Here is a 24,329-nt window from a genome sequence, read left to right as displayed (position 1 = left end):
GGTGCTTTCGAGCACCGGCCCCTTCGTCGTGCCCGCGTGCGGCTACGACAACTGCCCGTCGTAGTCCGGCAGCTTGTACGTCTTCTCGGCGTGGCCGCCCGACAGGTCCGTGGCGCTGTTGCCGATGTTCGCGATGATCTTGTAGCCCTTGTTCTCGATGTCGACGCGCTGGGCGGTCTTGTAGGCGGCGACGTCCTTGAAGAGGTCGAACAAGCCGCGGACGTAGAGACCGGAGACGTCGTAGCCGTCGTGCTCGAGGTTCCACTCGGTGGGCGCGTAGATGATGCCCGGGCGGGCGGTGACGAAGAAGAGCGAGACGCCGTGCTCCTGGGCGTACTCGGCGACGTTCAGGACCGGCTTGTTGGCCGGCTGCGGGTAGCTGAAGCCGTAGTCGGTCTCCAGCGTGGTGTTGTCGATGTCGAAGACGATCGCCTGCTTCTCGCCCGGCTCGGCCGCGGCGATGCGCTGCTTCAGATACGGCAGGGCCTGGTCCATCACCGTCTGGCAGTCCTTCTGCCAGGTCGCGTAGTCGACGTCCCCGGTGCTGGTCGCCGCGTTCGCGGGGGCGGCCAGTGCCACGAGGGCAGAGGCGGAAACTGCGGTGACCGTTGCGCGGAGCGCCCAGGGGCGTCGGCTCTTCATGGATGGGGGGTCCTCTCACGTCCGTATGCCGTTGTCTGGTGCATCGTCAGGGGCGAGGGTGGCGCGAGGGGAACCGTAGGGTTACCGGGGGGTAGGTGACCAGAGATGTGCGTCACATCAGGCGATGCACGCCGTTGGTACCGGAAGTGACGGGACGTCAGGAGGGTAGCCCCCGTCACATTGCGGAGGATCTGGATCTTGCCGACCGGTGACAAGCCGCACAGGCGATTTGTCCGGTACTACGGCGGATAGTGGGTGACCCGATATGGGCAAAAAGGACTTTTGTTCTGGAATTCCAAATGCGGATCTGCCGTCATGGGGGGATTCGATACCGATGTGTCCCACTTGGGGGCTGTGTCAATAAGTGGGAAGTTTTGCGATGAAGTACTAGCTTCCGTCGTAGATCACAGGTTTTGGACTCTGCGGGTCTCGGGGTTACCAAGGGATGGCCCACCCGGCGGCCGCTTGTGCGCCGGGTGGCGTTTCTGTCCCCGTCACCCCGAGGTTCCTATGTCTTCGCGTGTCACGTCCCGCTCTTCCCGTACGTCCCTGCTCCGCACCCGCGCGGCCGTCCTGGCCGCCGGCCTCGGCGCGTCGGTCGTGCTGGGCGCAGGGGTCGCGGCCGCCGCCGATGCCACCACCGCCTCCGCCTCCAGCGCCGCGAGCGCCGTCCAGGCGCAGGCCGCCGCGCAGGCCAAGGCCGCCAAGGCCGCCGCGAGCGCCAAGGCGAAGGCGCAGGCGGCCGCGAAGAAGAAGGCCGCCGCCAAGAAGGCCGCTGCCAAGAAGGCTGCCGCCAAGAAGGCCGTGTCCTGGATCGACCCGGTGAAGAAGTACAAGCTCTCCGCGAGCTTCAACCAGGCCGGCGGCATGTGGCAGTCCACCCACAGCGGGCAGGACTTCGCCGTGGCGAGCGGCACGAGCGTCTTCGCCGCGCACGGCGGCACCGTCGTCAAGGCCGGCGGGAACGGTGCCGGCGACGGCCCCGCGTACGGCAACGCCATCGTCATCAAGCATGGCAACGGGACGTACTCGCAGTACGCCCACCTGTCGCGGATCGACGTCCGGGTCGGTCAGGTCGTCACCACCGGCCAGCACATAGCCCGGTCCGGGAACACCGGTAACTCCAGTGGCCCGCACCTGCACTTCGAGATCCGGAAGACCGCCAACTACGGCTCCGCCATCGACCCGGTCGCGTTCCTGCGGGCCAAGGGCGTGACCGTCTAGCTAGGACGCGTGGCCGCCTTCGTGCGCCTGCGTCACCAGGTCGGTGGCGACCTCGAGGACCGCCTTGCGCTTGTCCTCGGTGTCGCCCTCGATGTCGTTGAGGACGAACATCCCGGCGTGCAGTGTGAACATCGCGCTGACACAGCGGACCTGGTCGATCAGCTCGGCCTCCGGGTCGATGAGGATGTCGCGCATGCCCATCATGCGGCTGCGGAACACCTCGCCGATGCTCAGCTCCTTCACCGTCCCCTGGTTCTCCTGCATGAAGCGGAAGAGCGGGGTCGCACCAGCCAGGGCGTCGCTGTAGCGGCGGATGATCTCGTGCTTCGTCGCCAGCGACTGCGGCTGCTGCCTGCCCCAGTCGATCAGTTCGACGATCGGCTGCGAGAGGTCCTCGAAGATGCTGACGAGGATCTCTTCCTTCGTCTTGAAGTGGTAGTAGAGCGCCGCTTTGGTGACGTCGAGGCGCTCGGCGATCTCGCGCAACGACGTCTTCTCGTAGCCCTGCTCGGCGAAGAGTTCGAGAGCCACGTCCTGGATGCGCTGGCGGGTGTCTCCGCGGCGCTGCCGCTTGGTGCCGTCCATGGTGCCGCCCATCCTCGTGCTCCTCACGCTCCCTGCAAACTTACTTGCCGCCCGACTAAAAAACTTACTTGACGCCCGGCTAGTTACGGGTCTACCTTCCCAGTGTAGCCAACTAGCCGGGCGGCAAGTAAGTGGCCGGGCGGGGGCAGTACCGCAGAAGGCGTAGTACCTAGGGGAGTGGGAACGATGGCGGACACACAGACAGTCGAGACGAAGCCGGAGAAACAGCCGAGGAGCGTACGGGTCGTACTGCTCGCGCTCATGATCACCATGATGCTCGCGATGCTCGACAACATGATCGTGGGCACGGCGATGCCGACGATCGTGGGCGACCTCGGCGGACTCGAGCACCTTTCGTGGGTCGTGACGGCCTACACCCTCGCGACCGCGGCCTCCACGCCGATCTGGGGCAAGCTCGGCGACATGTACGGCCGTAAGGGCGCGTTCATGACGTCGATCGTGATCTTCCTGATCGGCTCCGCGCTCAGCGGTATGGCCCAGAACATGGGCGAGCTGATCGGGTTCCGTGCGATCCAGGGTCTCGGCGCTGGCGGTCTGATGGTCGGCGTCATGGCGATCATCGGCGACCTGATTCCGCCGCGGGAGCGCGGCAAGTACCAGGGCATGATGGCCGGCGTCATGGCGCTCGCGATGATCGGCGGCCCGCTGGTCGGCGGCACCATCACCGACAACTGGGGCTGGCGCTGGTCGTTCTACATCAACCTGCCGCTCGGCGTGGTCTCGCTCGGCCTCATCAGCGCCGTGCTGCACCTGCCGAGGAAGCGGTCCAAGGCGGGCATCGACTACCTCGGCGTCGCGCTGCTGACCATCGGCATCACCTCGATCGTCCTCGTCACCACCTGGGGCGGCTCGCAGTACGCCTGGACGTCCGCGCGGATCATGGAGCTCATCGGCATCGGCGTCGCCGCGCTCATCGGGTTCGTGTTCTGGCAGACGAAGGCCGCCGAGCCGATCGTGCCGCTGCACATCTTCCGCAGCCGCAACTTCACCCTGATGTCGCTCATCGGCTTCATCACCGGCTTCGTGATGTTCGGCGCCACGCTGTTCCTGCCGCTGTACCAGCAGGCGGTGCAGGGCGCGTCCGCGACCAACTCCGGGCTGCTGCTCCTGCCGATGCTCGGTGCGATGCTGGTCACCTCGATGGTGGCCGGGCGGGTGACCACGAACACCGGCAAGTACAAGGTGTTCCCGGTCGTCGGCAGCGCCCTGATGATCGTCGGCCTGTATCTGCTGTCCACGATGGACACGGGGACCTCGCGGTTCATGTCCGGTGTGTTCATGGCCGTCGTCGGTCTCGGCATGGGCTGCCTGATGCAGATCACCATGCTGGTCGCGCAGAACAGCGTCGAGATGAAGGACATGGGCGTCGCGTCCTCCTCCACCACCCTGTTCCGTACGCTCGGCTCCTCCTTCGGTGTCGCGATCATGGGCGCCCTGTTCAACAACCGGGTCCAGCACGTCATGACCGAGAAGGCCGGCGCCCTGGGTTCGAAGATCACCGAGAAGTCGGCGCAGCTGGACGCGAAGAGCCTGGAGAAGCTGCCGGCCGTGGCGCGCGAGGCGTACCAGCACGCGGTGTCCTCGGGCACGCACTCGGCCTTCCTGCTCGGTTCCGTGGTCGCGGTGTTCGCACTGGTCGCGGCGGTGTTCGTCAAGGAGGTCACGCTGCGGGGGACGGGACCGAAGACGGAGGAGCCGGCGGAGGACGCGCCGGTGCAGCCGGTGGTCGAGGCCGTCTGACCGTACGAAAGTGAGCTGAAGGTCCCCCGGTAGGTGTCCGCCCCGGGGGGCCTTCTTCGTGTTTCCGCGCCCCCGCCGCCCCTGCCCCGGGGGCTGCGCCCCCAGACCCTCCTTCGGCCCTGAAGGGGCCTCGTCCTCAAACGCCGGACGGGCTGGAGAGGCCTACTGGCGCCGTTGTCAGTACTGCGTGTCACCATCGGATCTATGGACAAAATGCGGCAGTTGCGGCTGGCCAAGGACGCCATGGATCGTGACTGGGCCGACCCGGAGCTGGACCTGGACGCGGTGGCCGCGCACGCCGGATATTCGCGCTACCACTTCATACGGGCCTTCAAGGAGGCGTACGACGAGACGCCCGGCCAGTACCTGACGCACCGCCGCATCGACCGCGCCGAGGACCTGCTGCGCACCGCCAACCTGTCCGTGACCGAGATCTGCAACCTCGTCGGCTTCAGCAGCCTGGGCACGTTCTCCACCCGGTTCAAGGCATGGACCGGGCTGACACCCACCGAGTACCGGGCGAAGCACGTGGGGCGCGGGGCCGCGCTCATACCGGGCTGTTACGCCATGCTCTGGGCCGGCGGGTTCAGAAGCGGGCCGCCGGGGCAGCGCAATTCCGAAGAAGCGGGCTGAAGGCGCCGCTGCCTACGGTGACAGGGCAGCGACCGACCGCCGACAGGAGCACGTGATGATCAAGGGACTCGCCATTTCCACCGTCTGGGTCCTCGACCAGGACCGGGCCAAGAAGTTCTACACCGAGAAGCTGGGCCTGGAGCTCCGTACGGATCTGATCATGGGCGAGGGCGGCATGCGCTGGATCACCGTGGGCACCGCGAACCAGCCCGAGGTCGAAATCACGCTGATGGTGCCGGGCCCGCCCGCGATGGACCCCGAGTCCGCCGAGATGGTCAGGAAGCTCGTGGCCAAGGGGGTCCTCGGTGCGGGCGCGCTGACCACGGACGACATCCACGGGGAGTACAAGAAGCTCAAGGACCGCGGCGTGGAGTTCCTGCAGGAGCCGCAGGAGCGCCCGTACGGCACGGAGGCGGTGTTCCGCGACGACTCCGGCAACTGGTTCTCGCTCACCCAGCCCAGCGAGGGCGAGCTCGACCTGGCGAAGGACTGGGCGTGCTGAACGGATCCCCGCGGGAGTCAACCCCGGCGGCCGACCACACGGCCGTGCGGGTCGCCCTCTGGCGGGCCCTGCACCTCCGGGCCGATCCGCCGCCGCACGTCATCGAGGACGAGGTCGGGCTGCGGATCGCCGACCCTGGCGACGACTGGCGCGAGCGTCCCGACATGGACGTCGACGCCACCCGCCGCACCCGGGCGTCCATCGTGGCGCGGGCCCGGTTCGTCGAGGACCTGGTCGTGGCGCGGGCGGGGGAGGGAGTGGATCAGTACGTCGTCCTCGGCGCCGGTCTGGACACGTTCGCCCAGCGTCGGCCGGAGGTCGCCGCCCGGCTCGGGCTGCGCGTCTTCGAGGCCGACCAGCCAGGCCCGCAGGCCTGGAAGCGGCAGCGGCTGGCGGACCTCGGCCACGACATCCCCGAGTGGCTGAGGCTCGTGCCGGTCGACTTCGAGGGGGACTGGTGGGGGCAGCTGCTCGCCGCCGGACTCGACGCCGGGCGGCCCGCCGTGGTGGCCTCGGCGGGCGTCACGATGTACCTCACCGAGGAGGCGATCGCGGCGACCTTCCGGCTCGTCGCGGGTCTCGCCCCCGGATCGACGCTGGTCACGACCTTCCTGCGGCCGATCGAGGACGTCGAGCCGGGGGAGCAGGCGCAGCTCAGGGTCGCGATGAAGGGCGCCCGAGCCGCCGGGACACCCTTCCTCAGCTTCTACCGGCCGCCGCAGCTGCTGGCCCTGGCCCGCGAGGCCGGTTTCCGGGAGGCCCGGCACGTGTCGGCGGCCGATCTCGAGGAGCGGTACTTCGCGGGCAGGACGGACGGGGTGCGGCCGTCCAGAGGGGAGGAGCTGCTGGTCGCCACCACCTGACGGCCGCCACCACCTGACGTCAGCCGCCGTCCGACGGTCGCTACGGCATCATCGGATAGCTGCCCGTGTTCGTCGGTGCGTGCTCCGGCAGCCACAGCACCGCCACCGCGCCCTCCGCCGCTACGTGGTCGGGTGCGCCCGCCGGGCGGACGTTGCGGAAGGTGAGCCGGGCGCCCAGGACCCGGGCCTGGCCGGCGGCGATGGTAAGGCCCAGTCCGTGGCCGTGGCCCGCGCGGTCCGTGCTGCCCGTGCGGAAGCGGCTCGGGCCGTCGGCGAGGAGGTCGGAGGGGAAGCCGGGGCCGTGGTCGCGGACCCGGATGACCCGGCCCTCGACGGTGACCTGGATGGGCGGCTTGCCGTGCCGGGCGGCGTTGGCGAGCAGGTTGAACAGGACCCGCTCCAGGCGCCGGGGATCGGTCGTGACCATCGACTCGTGCACCACCCGGACCTCGATGGCCGGGTCCTTCGCGGCCACTCGCCGGGCGACGAACTCGCCGAGCACGATGTCCTGCAGCTCGGCCCGCTCGGAGGCGCCGTCGAGGCGGGCCACCTCCAGGACGTCCTCGACCAGGGTGCGCATCGCCTTCGCACGGTCGAGGACCAGCTCGGTCGGGCGGCCGGGCGGGAGCAGTTCGGCCGCCGTGAGGAGACCCGTCACGGGCGTGCGCAGCTCGTGCGCGATGTCCGCGGTGACCCGGCGCTCGGCCTCCAGCCGCTGCTGCAACGTGTCCGCCATGGCGTCCACCGCGCGCGCCAGGTCGTCGGTCTCGTCCCGGACGACCCCGCCGATGGCGTCCCGCACCCGTACGTCCGACTCGCCCTTGGCGACCTGGTTCGCCGCGGCCGCCGCCTTGCGCAGCCGGCGCGACAACTGACCGCCGATGAGCACGCCCAGCGCGCTGCCGCCGAGGACGACCGCGATGGAGCCGATCACCAGGGCCTGGTCGAGGTCGTTGAGGATGTCCGTGCTGCGGTCGGTGAACCCGGTGTGCAGCGACAGCACATGCCCGTCCTTGAGCGGTACGGCGGCCCAGATGTCCGGCACACCGTCGCGCCGGTCGGTCACATACGTCGCCCGCCGCCCCTCCCCGACCTTCACCCGCAGTGCCGGCGGCAGCCGGGGGTCGTCGATCTTGACGTTGGGGAAGTTCGGCCGGCTGGACAGCTCGTAGTTGCGCTGCGCGATCTGGACGCGCTCGTCCGCGAGGTCGCGCGCGTTGTCCAGCATCGAGACCCGGGCCGCGTTGTGCACGACCAGGCTCAGCGCGATCGCCACCAGGGCGCCGACCAGCGCGATGGCGGCGCTGAGCTTCCACCGCAGGCCTGTACGGATGCCCGCACCGCTGTCACCTGCAGTACCCGGGCGCCGGATGATCCCCCGCATGTCCCTGATGTCCCCGCTCAGGCCTTCAACTTGTAGCCGAAGCCGCGGACCGTCTCGATCCGGTCCTGGCCGATCTTCGTACGCAGTCGCTGCACGTGGACGTCCACCACGCGCGTGTCCCCGCCCCAGCCGTAGTCCCACACCCGCTCCAGCAGCTTGTCGCGCGACAGGACGGTGCCCGGCGCGGAGGAGAACTCCAACAGGAGCCGCATCTCGGTCGGCGTCAGCGCCACCGGCTGACCGGCCCGGCGCACCTCCATGCCCTCGGTGTCGATCTCCAGCTCACCGAAGCTCAGTACACCGCCGGCCATGTCGGAGGCGGCCTCGTCGGTCTTGTCGCCGCCGCTCGCGTGACCGAAGCGCCGTAGCACCGCACGGATGCGGGCGACCAGCACGGCACCGTCGAACGGCTTGGTCACGTAGTCGTCGGCGCCCGCCTCCAGGCCCAGCACGACGTCGATCGAGTCGGCCCGCGCCGACAGCATGATCACCGGCACGGTCGACTCGTCCCGGATCCGGCGGCACAGGCTCACACCGTCGAGGCCGGGCACCATGACGTCGAGCAGCGCGATGTCGGGGCGGTCGGCCCGGAACGCCTCCAGGCCGGACAGTCCGTCGGGCATCGCGGTGACCGCGAAGCCGTCCCGCTCCAGGGCGAGCTGGGTGGCCTCGCGGATGACGTCGTCGTCCTCGACGAACAGGACGTGGGTCTGGTCTGCCATCCCGGTGCTCTCAGTTCTCGTGTTGTTCGTGTCGTCCGTGCGGGTGAGCTCTCTGAAGGGACGCGAGGATCACGTCCCGCGTTCACCAACCGATCGGTTCGGCCGTGCCGATCGGTTCACCTCGCTGGAGATTCTCGCCGGAGATTCCTGCCCGAGGTCCTGCCGGAGATTCTTACCGGGTCAGTTGTCCGGGCTCGGAGAGGGGTCGTTGTCGACGGCGTTGCTGTAGTCGTTGTGCGTGCGGTACTCCTCGGTGAAGCGGCCCGAGCTCCAGCGGTACGTGATCACGTTCTCGCCGGACGGACTCGACACCGGGTCACCCTTCTCGTACACCTGCTTGGTCACCACCAGGTCGCCGCGGTCTATCTCCGCGTAGACCGGGGGTTCCTCGACCTTGAACACATTCTCGTACCGACCGCCTTTCTCGCGATACACGTACGAGCCGACCCCCACGGCATCGCCGCAGGTCAGCACATTCACCACGACGTCGTCCGTCGATCCGGAGGTCAGATCGCCGTACGACACGTCGACCGGGTACTCGTCCGCGACACACGGCTTCAGGTCGCGCTTGACCTCCGCCGAGACCGTCGGGTCGTCCTTGACGAGCTTGACCGCGTCCACCCGGGAACTGGTCTTCGACGGACTGGACGTGGGCGTGACCGCGGCGCCCGCCACCGCGTCGGAACCCGCGTGCGCCGGGCCCTCGTCACGGGCGCCGGTGCCGCCCGTGGCGCAGGCGGAGACGAAAAGGGCGAGGGCGGCGAACACGGCCATTGCCGTGAACGCCGCCTGCAAGGTCCCTCGGCCCGAGTCCGTCAGACCGCGCAACGCTCCTGCTCCCCACGCTCCAGCGCGCGTGCGTCCAGATCGCGGCTCTCCAGCTCCTCACGGAGCCGGGCGAGCGCCCGGTGCAGCGTGCTCTTGACCGTTCCGGCCGACATCCCCAGGGCGGCGGCCGTCTCCTCCGTCGACATCTGCTCCCAGTGTCGCAGGACGACGACGCTGCGCTGCTTGGGAGCCAGCACCTTCATGATGTCCATCAGCAGGGCGCGGTCGGCGTGCTGCTCGGTGGAGTCGTCGACCGAGGCGTCCGGCAGCTGCTCGGTCGGGACCTCCTCCAGCTTCCGCGCCCGCCACCACTCGGTCCGCGTGTTGATCATCACGCGCCGCAGGTAGGCGTCGGCGAGCCGCTTGTCCTCGATGGTCTCCCAGCGGCCGTACGTCCGGACCAGCGCCGTCTGCAGCAGGTCCTGTGCGTCCACCGGGTCCGGGACCAGCCGGCGGGCACTGCGCAGCAGCGCGTCCTGCCGGGTGCGGACGTACTCCTCGAACTCGAGCACCTCGCCCTGCGCCATGTCGAACCGCCTTCCGATCCCCGTTACCGGCCGGCTCGATCGCCGTCGGTCTGTTCCGTAGCAGCCCGGGTCCGCCGGGCATGAAGATGAAGCTACGGAGGTGTTGTCACGGCCCTGTCCGAGGCAACGCTCGGCTGGCAATCGGCTGTCCGTCGGTTGTGTAACGGACATAGGAACGGGGTAAACACACGCACCAATTCGCCTGGTTATGGGGCGATTTGACGGGGTCGTGGGTTGTGATGCGGCGTGGTGTTACGACGGGTTACGTCAACGGCAGCCGATACAAAGCACCGGGAAGCGGTTCCACGAGACCGTCCGACACGAGCCCGTCGAGCGCCCGCGCCCGCTGTACCGGCTCGTGCCAGACCCGGTCGAGGGCCGCCTGCGGCACGGGTGCGTGGGCGTCGCGCAGGACGGCGAGCAGCTTGCCGCGCACCTGCCGGTCCGTCCCCGCGTACGTCTGCCCGCGCCGCGGCGGCCCGTCGTGCGCGGGCTTGCCCGCCAGCCGCCAGGCGCACTGCGCAGCGATGGGGCAGCGGTGGCAGGTCTCGTTCTTGGCCGTGCAGATGAGCGCGCCGAGCTCCATGGAGGCCGCGGCCCAGCGCGCGGCGGTCCCCTCGTCCTCGGGCAACAGGGCGCGGGCGAGCTTGCGTTCGGCGGCGGTGGTGGCGTTCGGCGGGTACTGGACGCCGGTGACGGCCCGCGCGAAGACCCGGCGGACATTGGTGTCGAGCACCGCGTGCCGCTGCCCGTAAGCGAAGGAGGCGACCGCCGCGGCCGTGTACTCGCCGATGCCGGGCAGCGCGAGGAGCTGGGAGTGTTCGGTCGGTACGTCCCCGCCGTGCCGTTCCGTTATGGCCACGGCCGCGCCGTGCAGCCGCAGGGCGCGGCGCGGGTAGCCGAGCCGGCCCCAGGCGCGGACCGCCTCGCCGGGGGCCTCCTCGGCCAGGTCGGCGGGGCGCGGCCAGCGGGCCAGCCACTGCTCGTAGACGGGCAGCACGCGGCTCACCGGTGTCTGCTGCAGCATGAACTCGCTGACCATCACACCCCAGGGGCCGGCTTCCGGGAGCCGCCACGGCAGGTCACGGGCGTGCTCGTCGAACCAGTCGATGACGGGGGAGTGCAGGTCCTCGCCGAGAGGGGAGCCGACGGCGTCGTCGGAGGGGCTGGGATGCGGGAGCTTCGTGGGAGCAGTCATGGCATTCCGATCCTGCCATGGCGCCGGGCGGTTGGGCCGTCGTGCCGCTCGCGGTGCGTCGTGCGGACCGGGATGATGATCCGGAAAAGTTGAAGTGAGGGCGGCGGGTGGGGCAAGACAACGCGCCGATCTCTCGTACAGTTTGCGCCGTGGGATCTCTGCGCAATCCTGTCGGGCCGCTTCCCTCCTCCATTTACTGGCGACGGAGGGTCGTACTCACGTCTGTCTGCGCCTTGTTGGCGCTGCTGATCACGTGGATCGTCACGTCGGGCGGCGGCGGCAAGAAGGACAACGGCGGCTCCAGCAACAAGAATCCCTCTCCCTCGACGATCACGCCGGGGCCGTCGGGTTCCGGGCCGGCGATCAGCCAGGCACCGGGCGGGCGGGACGAGTCGAGCGGCGGGGGCTCCAGCGGGTCGGATTCCGGGGGCAGTTCGGGGTCCGGCGACGGGACGGGCTCGAGTTCCGGTTCGGGGTCCGGTTCCGGGACCGGGGGCTCCGAAGGAGCGGCCGGTGGCGGTACGGCCGGGGTCGGCTCCGGCGTCGGGGTCGGCAGTGACGATGTCGTCGCGGGTGGTTCCACGCTGCCCAACTGCACCGCGAGCGCCGTGAAGTTGACCGTGCGCAGCCTCCACAACACGTACTCGCCGGGTCAGACGCCCACCCTGCTGCTGACCGCGGCGAACACCTCCGCCGCCGACTGCAAGATCGATCTCGGGCCGAAGAGCGCGGTGTTGACGATCACCGAGGCGAGCAGCGACGACGACTACTGGTCGTCCGCCGACTGCCCCAAGGGCTCCGGCAGCCTGGTGTTCCGGGCGCCCGCGCACACCGGCATCACGTACACCGTGAAGTGGGACCGCAAGCCGAGCGCTCCCGAGTGCGCGACGCCTCCGGCGGGGTCGGCCGGGGCCGGCACCTATCTGGTGGAGGCGACGGCGGCGGGGTTCGCCAAGGCGCAGACGTCGTTCCTGCTCAAGTCGGACTGAGCGCCCCCGCCGGGAGACTCCCAGGGGGCCGCTTCCCGGAGCGACCGCTTCCCAGGGCCGTCGCTTCCCAGGGGTGTTGCTCAGACGTAGCGCTCCAGGATCGACGACTCCGCCAGCCGGGACAGTCCCTCGCGCACGCTGCGGGCCCGTGCCTCGCCGACGCCGTCGACGGTCTGCAGGTCGTCGACGCTCGCGGCGAGCAGCTTCTGCAGTCCGCCGAAGTGCTCCACGAGACGGTCGATGATTGCGCCCGGCAGGCGCGGCACCTTGGCCAGCAGGCGGAAGCCGCGGGGCGAGACCGCCGAGTCCAGGGTCTCCGGAGAGCCCGTGTAGCCCAACGCGCGGGCCACCGTGGGCAGTTCGAGGAGCTCGGCGTGGTGGAGCGCGTCGAGCTCGTAGAGCGCCTCGTCGACCGTGCGGGAGCGCTTGGCCGTGGGCTCGGGGACGTAGTCCCGGACCACCAGCTCGCGCTCGGGTTCCACGCCCGCGATCAACTCGTCGAGCTGGAGGGCCAGCAGGCGTCCGTCCGTGCCCAGTTCGACCACGTATTCGGCGATTTCGGTGGCAATGCGGCGCACCATCTCCAGGCGCTGGGCCACCGCCGACACGTCGCGGACCGTCACCAGGTCCTCGATCTCCAGCGCCGACAGCGTGCCCGCGACCTCGTCCAGACGGAGCTTGTAGCGCTCCAGGGTCGCGAGGGCCTGGTTGGCGCGGGACAGGATCGCCGCGGAGTCCTCCAGGACGCGGCGCTGACCGTCGACGTAGAGGGCGATCAGGCGCATCGACTGGGAGACGGAGACCACCGGGAAGCCGACCTGCTTCGAGACGCGGTCGGCCGTGCGGTGCCGGGTGCCCGTCTCCTCGGTCGGGATCGTCGAGTCGGGCACGAACTGCACGCCCGCGCGCAGGATCTTCGACAGGTCCGAGGACAGCACGATGCCGCCGTCGAGCTTGCACAGCTCACGCAGGCGCGTGGCCGTGAACTCGACGTCCAGCACGAAACCGCCCGTGGACATGGCTTCGACGATCCTGTCGGAGCCGAGCACGATGAGACCGCCGGTGTTGCCGCGGAGTACCCGCTCGAGCCCGTCGCGCAGGGCCGTGCCGGGAGCCACGGCGCTCAGTGAGGCGCGCATCAGGCCATCGGCACCGGAACTCCCACCGGATTTTCCGGGAGCTGCTGCCCGGTCGTTGGCTGCCACTGCACTCCTCCGGTCGCAGGTTCTGGGCGCCCCCGTGCTGCACGTTCTGTTCGCACGGACGGGCGAGACCTGGGCAAAGTCTACCGGCGGTCCTCCTCGTCCCGTGGGGCCTCTCGGTGACGGGAGCGCGGAAGGACCCTCAGAGCGTCCCCTATGTCGGCGACTTCCAGGACCTTCATGCCGGGAGGGATCTTGCCGGGGTCGCCCGGAACGAGCGCGTGCGTGAAGCCCAGACGGTGCGCTTCGGAGAGCCGGCGCTGAACGCCCGTGACCCGTCTGACCTCGCCCGCGAGGCCGACTTCACCGATCGCGACCAGGTTCTTGGGCAGCGGGGTGTCGCTCGCGGCCGACGCCAGCGCGAGGGCTACGGCGAGGTCGGCGGCGGGCTCGGAGAGCTTCACTCCGCCGACCGTCGCGGAGTAGATGTCCCGCTTGCCGAGCGCACTGATCCGGCCGCGCTGTTCCAGGACGGCGAGCATCATCGAGACCCGGGAGGTCTCCAGACCGGACGTCGTACGCCGCGGGGAGGGGATCTGTGAGTCGACGGTGAGCGCCTGGACTTCTGCGACCAGGGGGCGGCGGCCCTCCAGGGTGACCGTCAGACAGGTGCCGGGGACCGGTTCGTCACGTCTGGTCAGGAAAAGTCCGCTTGGGTCGGTGAGGCCCGTGATGCCCTCGTCGTGCAGTTCGAAGCAGCCGACCTCGTCCGTCGCCCCGTAGCGGTTCTTGACGCCCCGTACGAGACGAAGGCGCGCGTGCCGGTCGCCCTCGAAGCTGAGGACGACGTCCACGAGGTGTTCGAGGAGGCGCGGGCCCGCGATCGCGCCGTCCTTGGTGACATGGCCCACCAGGAGGGTGGACATCCCGCGCTCCTTGGAGGCTCGGATCAGGGCGCCGGCCACCTCGCGCACCTGGGCCATGCCGCCGGGGGCCCCGTCGATCTCCGGGGAGGCGACGGTCTGTACGGAGTCGAGGATGAGGAGCGACGGCTTCACCGCGTCCAAGTGGCCGAGCACGGCGGCCAGATCGGTCTCGGCGGCCAGATACAGATGGTCGGCGACGGCCTTGATGCGGTCGGCGCGCAGCCGGACCTGGCTCGCCGACTCCTCACCCGTGACGTACAACGTGCGGTGCTCGTCGCTCGCCGACTTGGCCGCCACGTCCAGCAGCAGCGTCGACTTGCCGACGCCGGGCTCGCCCGCGAGCAGCACCACCGCGCCGGGCACGAGCCCGCCGCCGAGCACTCGGTCCAGCTCGGGCACGCCGGTCGAGCGGGCGGTGGCCTGCCGGCTGTCGACCTGACCGATGGGCACCGCGGAGGTGGTCACGCGGCCCGGTGTCGTCGTACGGACCGCGGGCGCGCCGTACTCCTCGATCGTCCCCCAGGCCTGGCACTCGGGGCAGCGGCCGAGCCACTTGGCCGTCTGCCAGCCGCACTCCGTGCAGCGGTAGGACGGGCGGTCCTTGGTGGTCTTGGTACGGGCAGCCATGTCGAGAACCGTAACCGCCGCCACTGACAACCGGGCCCGGAGGCGGGGTCGCCGGTCCGCCCCGCGCGCCGTCACGCCCGACGGGAACCAGCCACCCACACCCCGAACCAGCCACGGAATGAAGGGTTCCTGTCCCCTATTGAGGGATCGTTTCACCCGTACGGAGTAAATGTCCTCAAGGGGGCGGAAGGCCCTGGTCTCCGCCGCCTACGGTCCACGGATGAGCAGTAGCAGTCCGGAGACCTCGACCCGCACCACCGGCGCACACCGGGCGTGCCGGGAGGCGCGTGACCGCGCGGCGGCGCGCACGCTGGCGCAGCGGCCGCCCGCGCGCCATGAGCCGTATCTGGACGGGCTGTTCACCTACTGCCTGTCCGTGCTGTGCGACCACGACACGGCGACCGCGGCCCTGGGCGAAGCCCTCGCGCTCGCCGACAGGCGCCGCGGCCCGGAGGCGTCGGGGGACCGCCGGGCCTGGTTGTACGCACTGGTCCGCTGGGCCTGTCTGCGCAAGCTGACCGAGGCCAAGCAGAAACGTCAGAGCACGCACGCGGCGGGCAGGAACAGCGCCGAGCGGCAGCACCCTGCCGACCTTCCCGTCGCCGACGAGGTCCAGGAGCAGCGCCGCCGCGAACTGGCCCTGCTCGCCTGGCCGGAGGCCGCCGGCACCACCCCGGAGCAGCGCGAGGCGCTCGAACTCGCCGTGCGCCACCACCTCGCCGCCCACGAGGTCGCCGCCGTGCTGGGTCTGGACCTCGCCACCGCCCGCGAACTGCTGGCTTCCGCCGCCTGCGAGGTCGAGCGCACGCGCGCGGCGCTCGCCGTCGTCGAGACCGGCAGCTGCCCGAGCGTCGCCCGGCTCACCGGAGACAACCAGCTGGTGCTCAGCTCTGCCCTGCGCAAGGAACTCGTCCGGCACGTCGACGACTGTCCGCGCTGCCGCCGCAGCGCCGAGCGCGCGATCCCCGGCCGCTGGCCCGGCGCGATGGTCACGCCCGCCGAGCTGCCGGTCCTCGAGGCGCCCCGCGCGGCTCTGCACGTGGCGGTCGCCCACCATCCACGCGCGCGTGGCGCCGCCGTCCCCCGCTTCGACCGGCGCGGCTTCCCGATGGACCCCAAGGACCGTGCCGCCCGCCGGGACCGCCTCCGCGCGCGTGCCGTCACGACGACGGTCGTCGCCACCGTCGTGGCGGCCCCCGTGCTCGCCCTGTGGGCCGCCTACCGGGGCTCGCCGGTCGACGAGGGCGCGGACGGCCGCGCCGCCACCGCCAGCGAGGCACACGGCCCCGACAGCCTCGCCGGCGATGCGGCCGGCGGCGGCTACGAGAACGCCGGCAACGCCAGCACCAGGCCCGGCGGCCGCTTCGGCAAGGGCAACAAGCCCGACGTGTCCGTGGAGGTCGTCAGCGTCGTCGGCATCGGCGCGAAGAGCGCCGGACACATCGAGGTGTCGGCCGGCAACAACGGCGACACGACGCTCGTCACCCTCACCGCGACCGGACCCGCGCCGGTGCGCTGGTCCGCGTCCACGGGAGTCTCCTGGCTCTATCTGAGCCAGTCGTCGGGAACGCTCGCGCCCGGCGAATCGTTCACGATCAAGGTGTACGTCGACCATCTGCGCGAGCCGTCCGGCTCCTGGAGCGCGCAGGTGGCGGTCTCACCGGCCGGCGCCGTCGTCTCCATCGAGGGCTACGGCACCGCACCCAGCCCGACCGGCCCCGGTCCGAGCGACCCGCCGTCCTCGTCCGACCCGACCCCGACCACCTCGGCACCCTCGGACCCCACCCCGAGCGACCCGCCCTCGTCGTCCGACCCGCAGCCCACGCCCACCGGCTCCCCGACCACCCCGACGGGCTCGACGCCTCCGCCCACCGACAGCGGCGACCCGAGCCCTGCGGCGTCGTGAAGACAGGTCCTAGGGCCTGTCTGACAATTCCCGTCTGCCGCGCGACGCCATGCACGCTCCCCCACTGCCTTAAGGGCGTGGGAGGTGCCCCCACTCGCCGCACCGGGCGCAGACCCGAGTACGTCCAGTACGAGGGTCTACGCCCGGCACGCCGAGAGCACGCACCTGACGCCGCGCGGCCCGGCCTTCGGCCGGACGATGGGAATTGTCAGACAGGCCCTAGCCGACGGGGTCCGCCGGATGCGGGGCCAGCAGCGGCAGCTGCGAGGCCAGCCGCTCCTCGCACAGCTCGACGAGGCGGTCGTAGCCCGCCTTGCCCATCAGCTCGGTCAGCTCCGCCCGGTAGGACACGTACACCGGGTCGCCCGCGCCGTGCGCCGAGGTCGCCGACGTGCACCACCAGTGCAGGTCGTGGCCGCCCGGGCCCCACCCCCTGCGGTCGTACTCACCGATCGACACCTGCAGCACGCGCGTGTCGTCGGGCCGGTCGATCCAGTCGTACGTCCGCCGGACCGGCAGCTGCCAGCACACGTCCGGCTTGGTCTCCAGCGGCTCGCGGTCCTCCTTCAGGGCCAGGATGTGCAAGGAGCAGCCCGCGCCGCCCGCGAACCCGGGCCGGTTCTGGAAGATGCAGGAGCCCTGGAAGGGACGGGTCTGGCGGTCGCCGTCCTCGTCCTCCGAGACCCAGCCGTGCTCCATGCCCTCGTCATGGTGCTGCCAGATCTCCGGCGTGAGCCTCGCCACATGCTCGGAGACGCGCTTCTCGTCGTCCTCGTCGGAGAAGTGGGCGCCCAGCGTGCAGCACCCGTCGTCCGCGCGGCCCGCCTGGATGCCCTGGCAGCCGCTGCCGAAGATGCAGTTCCAGCGAGAGGTCAGCCATGTCAGATCGCAGCGGAAGACCTGCTCGTCGTCTGCCGGATCAGGGAACTCCACCCACGCGCGCGCGAAGTCGAGGCCCTGCTCGTCGGCTTCCCGGGCCTTCTTCGACATCTTCGACACCTTTGACAGCTGCGACGCCTTCGGAGGCTTCGGTGGCTTCACCTTCGAAGAGTCCTTGGCGGACCCGGCAGCCCCCGCCGACTTGTCGGCCTTTGCCTTTTTCGTCTTTGGCACGAGACCAGAGTAAGGCGCCCGGAGCGGCACCGAGGACGGAGGACCGCCGAGCGGGCAGTAGCGTTCCGTACATGAGACTCGGTGTCCTCGACGTGGGATCGAACACGGTGCATCTGCTGGTGGTGGATGCGCACCCGGGAGCGCGCCCGCTGCCCGCGCACTCGCACAAGGCGGAACTGCGCCTTGCTCAACTCCTCGACGAGTCGGGGGCCATCGGTCCCCACGGCGTCGAGAAACTGATCGGCGTCGTCCACGAGGCTCTGCAGGCAGCCGAGGACAAGGGCGTCGAGGACCTGCTGCCGTTCGCGACCTCCGCCGTGCGCGAGGCCAGCAACGCCGACGACGTCCTCGCGCGCGTGCAGGACGAGACCGGTGTCGAGCTGCAGGTCCTCACCGGTGCGGAGGAGGCCCGGCTGACCTTCCTCGCCGTCCGCCGGTGGTTCGGCTGGTCCGCCGGCAAGCTCCTCGTCCTCGACATCGGCGGCGGCTCCCTGGAGATCGCCTACGGCATCGACGAGGAGCCCGACGCCGCCGTCTCCCTCCCGCTCGGCGCCGGCCGCCTCACCGCCGGCTGGCTCCCCGGCGACCCGCCCGACCCGGAGTCGATAAGGGCCCTGCGCCGTCACGTACGCGCCCAGATCGCGCGCACCGTCGGCGAGTTCGCCCGCTTCGGCGCCCCCGATCACGTCGTGGCCACGTCGAAGACCTTCAAGCAACTGGCCCGCATAGCGGGCGCCGCACGGTCCACCGACGGCCTGTACGTCCAGCGAGAGCTGAAGCGGGAGTCCCTGGAGGCGTGGGTCCCGCAGCTGGCCGGCATGACGGTCGCCCAGCGCGCCGAGCTGCCCGGGGTCTCCGACGGCCGCGCGAGCCAGCTCCTCGCCGGTGCCCTGGTGGCCGAGGGCGCGATGGACCTGTTCGGCGTGGAGACGGTGGAGATCTGCCCGTGGGCGCTGCGAGAGGGCGTCATCCTGCGCCGACTCGATCACATGGGGTCCCTGTCGATGCCGTAGGGGCGCGGAGCTGTGCCGATCCGTGGCCGGGCAGCGCGGGCGCGAGCAGCCATGAACCATCGGCACGCCCGTGGCGAATCCCACAACGGCCAATAGGCGCGCCACAACGCACCCACGCCACCCCTTAACCTGTCCAGCATGGCGGAGCCAGTCGTACGCATCCCGGATGCGAAGGTCGCGCTGTCCACGGCCTCGGTGTACCCGGAGTCCACGGCGACGGCCTTCGAGATCGCCGCGCGCCTCGGGTACGACGGGGTCGAGGTCATGGTGTGGACCGACCCCGTCAGCCAGGACATCGAGGCGCTGCGCAGACTCAGCGACTACCACCGGATCCCGATCCTGGCCGTGCACGCGCCCTGCCTGCTCATCACGCAACGCGTGTGGTCCACCGACCCGTGGATCAAGCTCCAACGCGCCCAGGCGGCGGCCGAGAAGCTCGGGGCCGGCACCGTCGTCGTACACCCCCCCTTCCGCTGGCAGCGCCAGTACGCCCGCGACTTCGTGAGCGGCATCTGGCGCATGGCGAACGAGACGGACGTGCGGTTCGCCGTCGAGAACATGTACCCCTGGCGCTACCGCGACCGCGAGATGCTCGCGTACGCCCCGGACTGGGACGTGACGAAGGAGGACTACCGTCACTTCACGATCGACCTCAGCCACAGCGCGACCGCCCGCGCCGACGCCATGCACATGATCGACCGCATGGGCGACCGCCTCGGCCACGTCCACCTCGCCGACGGCAAGGGATCGGCGAAGGACGAGCACCTCGTCCCGGGCCGTGGCACCCAGCCCTGCGCCGAGCTGCTGGAACGCCTCGCCCTGACCGGTTTCGACGGCCACGTCGTCATCGAGGTCAACACCCGTCGCGCCATGTCCGGCGCCGAACGCGAGGCCGATCTGGCCGAGGCCCTGGCCTTCACGCGGCTCCATCTGGCCTCCGCGGTGAAGGTGCCGAGGCCATGACCGGCGTCACCGCGCGCAAGCGGGGCCGTCCTCCTCGTACGGAATCGGCCGACACCCGCGACCGCATCCTGACCGCGGCCCGCGAGGAGTTCTCCGAGCGCGGGTACGAGAAGACGTCGGTGCGTGGCATCGCGAAGGCGGCAGGAGTCGACTCGGCCCTGGTCCACCACTATTTCGGCACCAAGGAGCAGGTCTTCGAGGCGGCCGTCGAGGTTGCCTTCTCACCGGCCCTGAAGGTGCGGGACGTGGTCCTCGAAGGCCCGATGGACGATGTCGGCGAGCGGATGACCCGCGTCATCTTCGGTCTCTGGGAGAACCCGGTGACCCGCAAGCCGCTGCTCGCGATCGTCCGGTCGGCGGTGAACAACGAGGCCGCGGCGGCCGTCTTCCGCCGGCTCGTCTCCGCGCAGCTGATGCGGCGGATCGCCGGCGAGCTCGACGCCCCGGACGCGGAACTGCGCGCCGAACTGGCGGCCGCGCAGCTCGTCGGGGTCGCGATGATGCGGTACGTGATCAAGATCGAGCCGGTCGCGTCGGCGGACGTGGAGCAGATCATCGCGCGGGTGGCGCCGGTGGTGCAGGGGCATCTGACGAATCCGTGATCACCAGGGGGTTCGCCGACCTCTGGGCGAGACGGGAGTCCCGTATTCCGGACGGACTGTCCGCCCACTGGATGAGCGGCGTACGCTCGACAGCAGCCATATCTGTCTGAAGGAGCGAGCGACGATGCCCGAGCTGAGGTCCCGCACAGTCACCCACGGCCGCAACATGGCGGGCGCACGCGCCCTTATGCGCGCCTCCGGTGTACCCGGTGCGGACATCGGCCGTAAGCCGATCATCGCGGTCGCCAACTCCTTCACGGAGTTCGTGCCGGGCCACACCCACCTGCAGCCGGTCGGCCGGATCGTCAGCGAGGCGATCACCGAGGCCGGCGGCATCCCGCGCGAGTTCAACACGATCGCGGTGGACGACGGCATCGCGATGGGCCACGGCGGCATGCTGTACTCCCTGCCCTCCCGCGACCTGATCGCGGACTCGGTCGAGTACATGGTCGAGGCCCACTGCGCCGACGCCCTGATCTGCATCTCCAACTGCGACAAGATCACCCCGGGCATGCTGAACGCGGCCCTGCGCCTGAACATCCCGACGGTCTTCGTCTCCGGCGGCCCGATGGAGTCCGGCCGCGCCACGCTCGTCGACGGCACGGTCCGCACGCTCGACCTGGTCGACGCGATCTCCGACGCCGTGAACGACAAGATCTCGGACGAGGACATCCTCCGTATCGAGGAGAACGCCTGCCCGACCTGCGGCTCGTGTTCCGGCATGTTCACCGCCAACTCGATGAACTGCCTCACCGAGGCCATCGGCCTCTCCCTGCCCGGCAACGGCTCGGTCCTGGCCACCCACACCGCGCGCAAGCAGCTCTACGTCGACGCGGCCAACACGGTCATGGACGTCACCCGCCGCTACTACGAGCAGGACGACGAGACGGTCCTCCCGCGCAACGTCGCCACCTTCGCGGCCTTCGAGAACGCCATGGCCCTCGACATCGCGATGGGCGGCTCCACCAACACGATCCTGCACCTGCTGGCGGCGGCCCAGGAGGCGGGCATCCCCTTCGGCCTGGAGGAGATCAACGAGGTCTCCCGCCGGGTGCCCTGCCTCGCGAAGGTCGCCCCGAACGTCGCGAAGAACCGCACGTACTACATGGAGGACGTGCACCGCGCCGGCGGCATCCCCGCCCTCCTCGGCGAGCTGCACCGCGCCGGCCAGCTGAACGAGGACGTGCACTCCGTCCACAGCCCGTCCCTGGCGGACTGGCTGAAGACCTGGGACGTCCGCGGTGGCTCCCCGTCCCCGAAGGCCCTGGAGCTGTGGCACGCGGCACCCGGCTGCGTCCGCTCCGCCGAGGCCTTCTCCCAGTCCGAGCGCTGGGAGGCGCTGGACGTGGACGCGGCGGAGGGCTGCATCCGCAGCGCCGAGCACGCGTACTCGAAGGACGGCGGACTGGCGGTCCTCAAGGGCAACCTCGCCGTCGACGGCTGCGTGGTCAAGACGGCCGGCGTCGACGAGTCGATCTGGACCTTCGAGGGCCCGGCGGTCGTCTGCGAGTCGCAGGAAGAGGCCGTCGAGAAGATCCTCAACAAACAGGTGACCGACGGCGATGTCGTCGTCATCCGCTACGAGGGCCCCAAGGGCGGCCCCGGCATGCAGGAGATGCTCTACCCGACGTCCTTCCTCAAGGGCCGCGGCCTCGGCAAGACCTGCGCCCTGATCACGGACGGCCGCTTCTCCGGCGGCACCTCGGGCCTGTCGATCGGCCACGCGTCCCCCGAGGCGGCCTCCGGCGGCACGATCGCCCTGGTCGAGAACGGCGACCGCATCCGCATCGACATCCCGAACCGCACCATCGAGCTCCTCGTGGACGACACCGAACTGGCGCGCCGTGAGCAGGCGCTGGGCGGGGTCTACGCCCCCAAGAACCGGGAGCGGAAGGTGTCGGCGGCACTGCGCGCCTACGCGGCGATGGCCACCAGTGCGGACAAGGGCGCGGTGCGGGACGTCTCCAAGCTGGGCTGAGACCCAGGTCTGCGACGGGGCCGTCCCTTCGGGGGCGGCCCCTTTCGTGTGCGTGCGGGCGTGCGTGCTACCAGGCCGACGGGGTGCGGGAGTTCACGGCGAAGACTGTGCCGTCGGGGGCGGTGGCGTAGATGTGGGTGTCGGCGAGCAGGGGCACCTGCAGGGTCGGCACGACCTGGTCCGAGTTCGTGCCGAGCCGTGGAGACGTCTGCCCGACGAGCTTTCCGCTGCGAGCGCCGACCGCGAGCAGGCGGCCGTCGGGGGCGGTGATGTACACGTGCTTGCTGTCGGCGACGGGCACCGAACCGCGGGTCACGGACGTCTCGAGAAGCCACAGCCGCTTTTGCGCGTTCATGTCCACGGCCTCCAGGGAGCCACCGGTGGCCAGGAGGTAGACGGTGTCCCCGTGCACGCCGGCGTGGGCGCCCTGGAGTGGGACGGGAAGTGTGACCTGACGGGAGGCCTTGGACTGCGGGTCGTAGCGGACCACGGCTTTCGTGTCCCCGTACTTGTTGTCGACGGAGAGGAAGTAGACGGAGCCGTCGCTCGTGCCGATCGGCTGCAGGGCCCCCTTCAGCCGTGCGTCCCACCGCACGTCGCCCGTGTCCGGATCCACGGCGGTGACGCGCGTGCTGGAACCGCTGTTGGACGAACTCGTCGCGTACGCCAGGGAGTCCCCCGCGAACGAGACGAAGGGCGACGCGTCCTTGCCGGGTATCCGGCGGCTCCACTTCGTGTCGCCCGACGCGCTGTCCACACCGGTGACCGAACCGTCGGCGTGCGTCAGGAGGAGCATGCCGCCGGCGTACCCCGCCCCGCTGTGCGTGGGCAGGCTCCGGTGCCAGCGCGGGGTGCCCGACGCGGGATCCAGTGCTTGCAGACGGCTGCCCTCGTCCGCGGTGATCTGCACGAGTCCTCCCGACAGGACAGGCGGCAGGCTGTCGCCGTCCTTGGCGACGGAGCGGCGCCACAGCACGGTGCCGTCGGCAGGGGAGAGCGCGAAGACCAGCCCTGGTTGTGCGCAGAGCAACTTCCCGGCGCCGTAGGAACATTGGGGCGGCGGGCCGGCCCCCTTGGACCCCGGCTTCGCCTGCCACGCGTGGAAGGCCGCCGCCGTCGTTCCGGGATCCGTGGGCTTCGGGGCGGGCCCGACCTCGCCGCTCAACCGGTCGAAGGCGAACACGCAGCCCACGACCAGACCGAGAGCCCCGGCCGCCAGCGCCAGCCGCTTGCCGAGGCGTCTGCTGGGCGGCGGTCCGGCGTCCTCGGTGCGGGGTTTCGGCTCCGGTATGTCGGCTGTGCGCTGCGCCGGTATGAACGCCTGGGTGTCATAGGAGGCCGCCACCGAGCGCAGCTCCCGCATCAACTCGTCCGGAGTGGGGCGGTCTTCGGGTTCCTTGGCCAGGCAACGCACGACGAGTGGCGCAAGATTCGCCGGTACGCCGGTCAAGTCGGGCTCGTCGTGGACGACTTGGTAGGCGACGACGTACGGGCTGTCGGAGTCGAACGGCCCGCGCCCGGTCGCCGCGTGCACCATGACGGATCCCAGGGCGAAGACGTCGGCGGCCGGGCCGACCTCCCGGGGACGGCGGAACTGCTCGGGCGCCATGAACGGCGGCGTGCCGATCAACTTCCCCGTCTCGGTGCGCAGTTCACTGTCCTTCGGCCGGGAAATGCCGAAGTCGATGACCTTCGGCCCGTCCTCGGCGAGCAGCACATTGCTCGGCTTCAGATCCCGGTGCACGACCCCGACCCGATGGATGTCGCGCATGGCCTCGGCCAGTCCGGCCATCAGACGGCGCAGTTGAGCCTGGTCCATGGGGCCGTTCCGCTTCACGTGATCGGCAAGGGTCGGTCCCGGGATGAACAGCGTGGCCATCCACGGACGTTCGGCCTCCGGATCGGCGTCCACGACCGGCGCGGTGAACGCCCCGCTCACCCTTCGGGCCGCGGCCACCTCCTGCCGAAAGCGTCCCCTGAACTCGGGATCCTTCGCGAACTGGGCATGCACGACCTTGACGGCGAGCTTCATCCCCGAGGTGCTCCGCGCGAGATGCACGACGCCCATGCCACCGGAACCCAGACACGAATCCAGACGGTAGTGACCGGCGTATTCGGGAAGTTCCGCTTCCGCGCCCGCTCCGGTGCCCTGCTGTGGCGCCATTGGGACCACCCCCGTGCTGTTCGTCCGCGCGCGCGAC

General features: G+C 70.4%; 22 protein-coding genes. 11 read left to right on the top strand and 11 right to left on the bottom strand.

Annotated features, from left to right (window positions below):
- Positions 1-42: 42 nt before the first annotated feature.
- A complete protein-coding gene (locus OG303_RS22835; RefSeq protein ID WP_405870469.1) occupies positions 43-642 on the bottom strand; it encodes an HAD family acid phosphatase in 600 nt (199 codons plus the stop codon).
- Positions 643-1,152: 510 nt separating this feature from the next.
- On the opposite strand from OG303_RS22835, the gene OG303_RS22830 reads away from it, so the two are divergent.
- On the top strand, positions 1,153-1,866 hold the full coding sequence (locus OG303_RS22830; RefSeq protein WP_405870468.1) for a M23 family metallopeptidase: 714 nt from the start codon (positions 1,153-1,155) through the stop codon (positions 1,864-1,866).
- On the opposite strand, the gene OG303_RS22825 is transcribed toward OG303_RS22830, so the two are convergent.
- Positions 1,867-2,463 carry a TetR/AcrR family transcriptional regulator gene (locus tag OG303_RS22825; protein WP_405870466.1) on the bottom strand — a complete coding sequence of 199 codons (597 nt, stop codon included), beginning with the start codon at positions 2,461-2,463 and terminating at the stop codon, positions 1,867-1,869.
- Between the two features lie 174 nt (positions 2,464-2,637).
- On the opposite strand from OG303_RS22825, the gene OG303_RS22820 reads away from it, so the two are divergent.
- The 4 genes from OG303_RS22820 to OG303_RS22805 all read left to right on the top strand — a co-directional run bounded on the left by OG303_RS22820 (position 2,638) and on the right by OG303_RS22805 (position 6,210).
- On the top strand, positions 2,638-4,212 hold the full coding sequence (locus tag OG303_RS22820; protein WP_405870465.1) for an MDR family MFS transporter: 1,575 nt from the start codon (positions 2,638-2,640) through the stop codon (positions 4,210-4,212).
- Between the two features lie 213 nt (positions 4,213-4,425).
- The gene (locus tag OG303_RS22815) at positions 4,426-4,845 is read left to right on the top strand and encodes a helix-turn-helix transcriptional regulator (RefSeq protein ID WP_405877422.1); all 420 of its coding nucleotides are present in this window, start codon (positions 4,426-4,428) and stop codon (positions 4,843-4,845) included.
- A 55-nt stretch (positions 4,846-4,900) separates the two neighbouring features.
- Complete coding sequence (locus OG303_RS22810) at positions 4,901-5,347, top strand: VOC family protein (protein ID WP_405870464.1); 447 nt, start codon at positions 4,901-4,903, stop codon at positions 5,345-5,347.
- Positions 5,341-6,210 carry a class I SAM-dependent methyltransferase gene (locus OG303_RS22805; RefSeq protein ID WP_405870463.1) on the top strand — a complete coding sequence of 290 codons (870 nt, stop codon included), beginning with the start codon at positions 5,341-5,343 and terminating at the stop codon, positions 6,208-6,210. Before OG303_RS22810 ends, OG303_RS22805 begins: the two co-directional genes overlap by 7 nt.
- A gap of 40 nt (positions 6,211-6,250) precedes the next feature.
- On the opposite strand, the gene cseC is transcribed toward OG303_RS22805, so the two are convergent.
- The 5 genes from cseC to OG303_RS22780 all read right to left on the bottom strand — a co-directional run bounded on the left by cseC (position 6,251) and on the right by OG303_RS22780 (position 10,869).
- Entirely contained in the window at positions 6,251-7,594 is a 1,344-nt protein-coding gene (gene cseC / locus OG303_RS22800) for a two-component system sensor histidine kinase CseC (protein ID WP_405870461.1), read from the bottom strand.
- A gap of 17 nt (positions 7,595-7,611) precedes the next feature.
- On the bottom strand, positions 7,612-8,316 hold the full coding sequence (gene cseB, locus OG303_RS22795; protein ID WP_405870459.1) for a two-component system response regulator CseB: 705 nt from the start codon (positions 8,314-8,316) through the stop codon (positions 7,612-7,614).
- A gap of 180 nt (positions 8,317-8,496) precedes the next feature.
- The gene (locus tag OG303_RS22790) at positions 8,497-9,144 is read right to left on the bottom strand and encodes a hypothetical protein (RefSeq protein WP_405870457.1); all 648 of its coding nucleotides are present in this window, start codon (positions 9,142-9,144) and stop codon (positions 8,497-8,499) included.
- Positions 9,132-9,671, bottom strand: coding sequence for a SigE family RNA polymerase sigma factor (locus OG303_RS22785; RefSeq protein ID WP_390668618.1), 540 nt, complete (start codon positions 9,669-9,671; stop codon positions 9,132-9,134). Before OG303_RS22785 ends, OG303_RS22790 begins: the two co-directional genes overlap by 13 nt.
- A gap of 262 nt (positions 9,672-9,933) precedes the next feature.
- A complete protein-coding gene (locus OG303_RS22780; RefSeq protein ID WP_405870455.1) occupies positions 9,934-10,869 on the bottom strand; it encodes an A/G-specific adenine glycosylase in 936 nt (311 codons plus the stop codon).
- 149 nt (positions 10,870-11,018) lie between these two features.
- Between OG303_RS22780 and OG303_RS22775 the strand changes: the two genes are divergently transcribed.
- Entirely contained in the window at positions 11,019-11,858 is an 840-nt protein-coding gene (locus OG303_RS22775) for a hypothetical protein (RefSeq protein WP_405870454.1), read from the top strand.
- An 80-nt stretch (positions 11,859-11,938) separates the two neighbouring features.
- Here OG303_RS22775 and disA read toward each other — a convergent pair whose 3' ends face one another.
- Together disA and radA are read right to left on the bottom strand one after the other, a co-directional pair.
- Complete coding sequence (disA, locus tag OG303_RS22770) at positions 11,939-13,063, bottom strand: DNA integrity scanning diadenylate cyclase DisA (protein ID WP_405870452.1); 1,125 nt, start codon at positions 13,061-13,063, stop codon at positions 11,939-11,941.
- A gap of 80 nt (positions 13,064-13,143) precedes the next feature.
- Positions 13,144-14,553: a DNA repair protein RadA gene (radA, locus tag OG303_RS22765; RefSeq protein ID WP_405870451.1), complete on the bottom strand. Its 1,410-nt coding sequence runs from the start codon at positions 14,551-14,553 to the stop codon at positions 13,144-13,146.
- A gap of 220 nt (positions 14,554-14,773) precedes the next feature.
- Between radA and OG303_RS22760 the strand changes: the two genes are divergently transcribed.
- Positions 14,774-16,459 (top strand): BACON domain-containing protein, encoded by a 1,686-nt coding sequence (locus OG303_RS22760; protein ID WP_405870449.1) that lies wholly within the window; start codon positions 14,774-14,776, stop codon positions 16,457-16,459.
- Between the two features lie 219 nt (positions 16,460-16,678).
- Here OG303_RS22760 and OG303_RS22755 read toward each other — a convergent pair whose 3' ends face one another.
- Complete coding sequence (locus OG303_RS22755) at positions 16,679-17,572, bottom strand: hypothetical protein (RefSeq protein ID WP_405870447.1); 894 nt, start codon at positions 17,570-17,572, stop codon at positions 16,679-16,681.
- A gap of 71 nt (positions 17,573-17,643) precedes the next feature.
- Here OG303_RS22755 and OG303_RS22750 point away from each other — a divergent pair, with 71 nt between their 5' ends.
- From OG303_RS22750 to ilvD, 4 genes are all read left to right on the top strand, one after another.
- Positions 17,644-18,585 (top strand): Ppx/GppA family phosphatase, encoded by a 942-nt coding sequence (locus tag OG303_RS22750; protein WP_405870445.1) that lies wholly within the window; start codon positions 17,644-17,646, stop codon positions 18,583-18,585.
- A gap of 138 nt (positions 18,586-18,723) precedes the next feature.
- Entirely contained in the window at positions 18,724-19,548 is an 825-nt protein-coding gene (locus OG303_RS22745; RefSeq protein WP_405870444.1) for a sugar phosphate isomerase/epimerase family protein, read from the top strand.
- A complete protein-coding gene (locus OG303_RS22740) occupies positions 19,545-20,150 on the top strand; it encodes a TetR family transcriptional regulator (protein ID WP_405870443.1) in 606 nt (201 codons plus the stop codon). The genes OG303_RS22745 and OG303_RS22740 overlap by 4 nt, the downstream gene beginning before the upstream one ends.
- A 124-nt stretch (positions 20,151-20,274) precedes the next feature.
- On the top strand, positions 20,275-22,128 hold the full coding sequence (gene ilvD, locus OG303_RS22735) for a dihydroxy-acid dehydratase (protein WP_405870442.1): 1,854 nt from the start codon (positions 20,275-20,277) through the stop codon (positions 22,126-22,128).
- Between the two features lie 67 nt (positions 22,129-22,195).
- Here ilvD and OG303_RS22730 read toward each other — a convergent pair whose 3' ends face one another.
- A complete protein-coding gene (locus OG303_RS22730) occupies positions 22,196-24,292 on the bottom strand; it encodes a serine/threonine-protein kinase (RefSeq protein WP_405870441.1) in 2,097 nt (698 codons plus the stop codon).
- Between the last annotated feature and the right edge of the window lie 37 nt (positions 24,293-24,329).

This window comes from Streptomyces sp. NBC_00005, from assembly GCF_045160215.1.
Taxonomy (GTDB): Bacteria; Actinomycetota; Actinomycetes; order Streptomycetales; family Streptomycetaceae; genus Streptomyces.
Note: the sequence above shows the minus strand (reverse complement) of the source record. Positions and strands in the feature narration are given on the sequence as shown.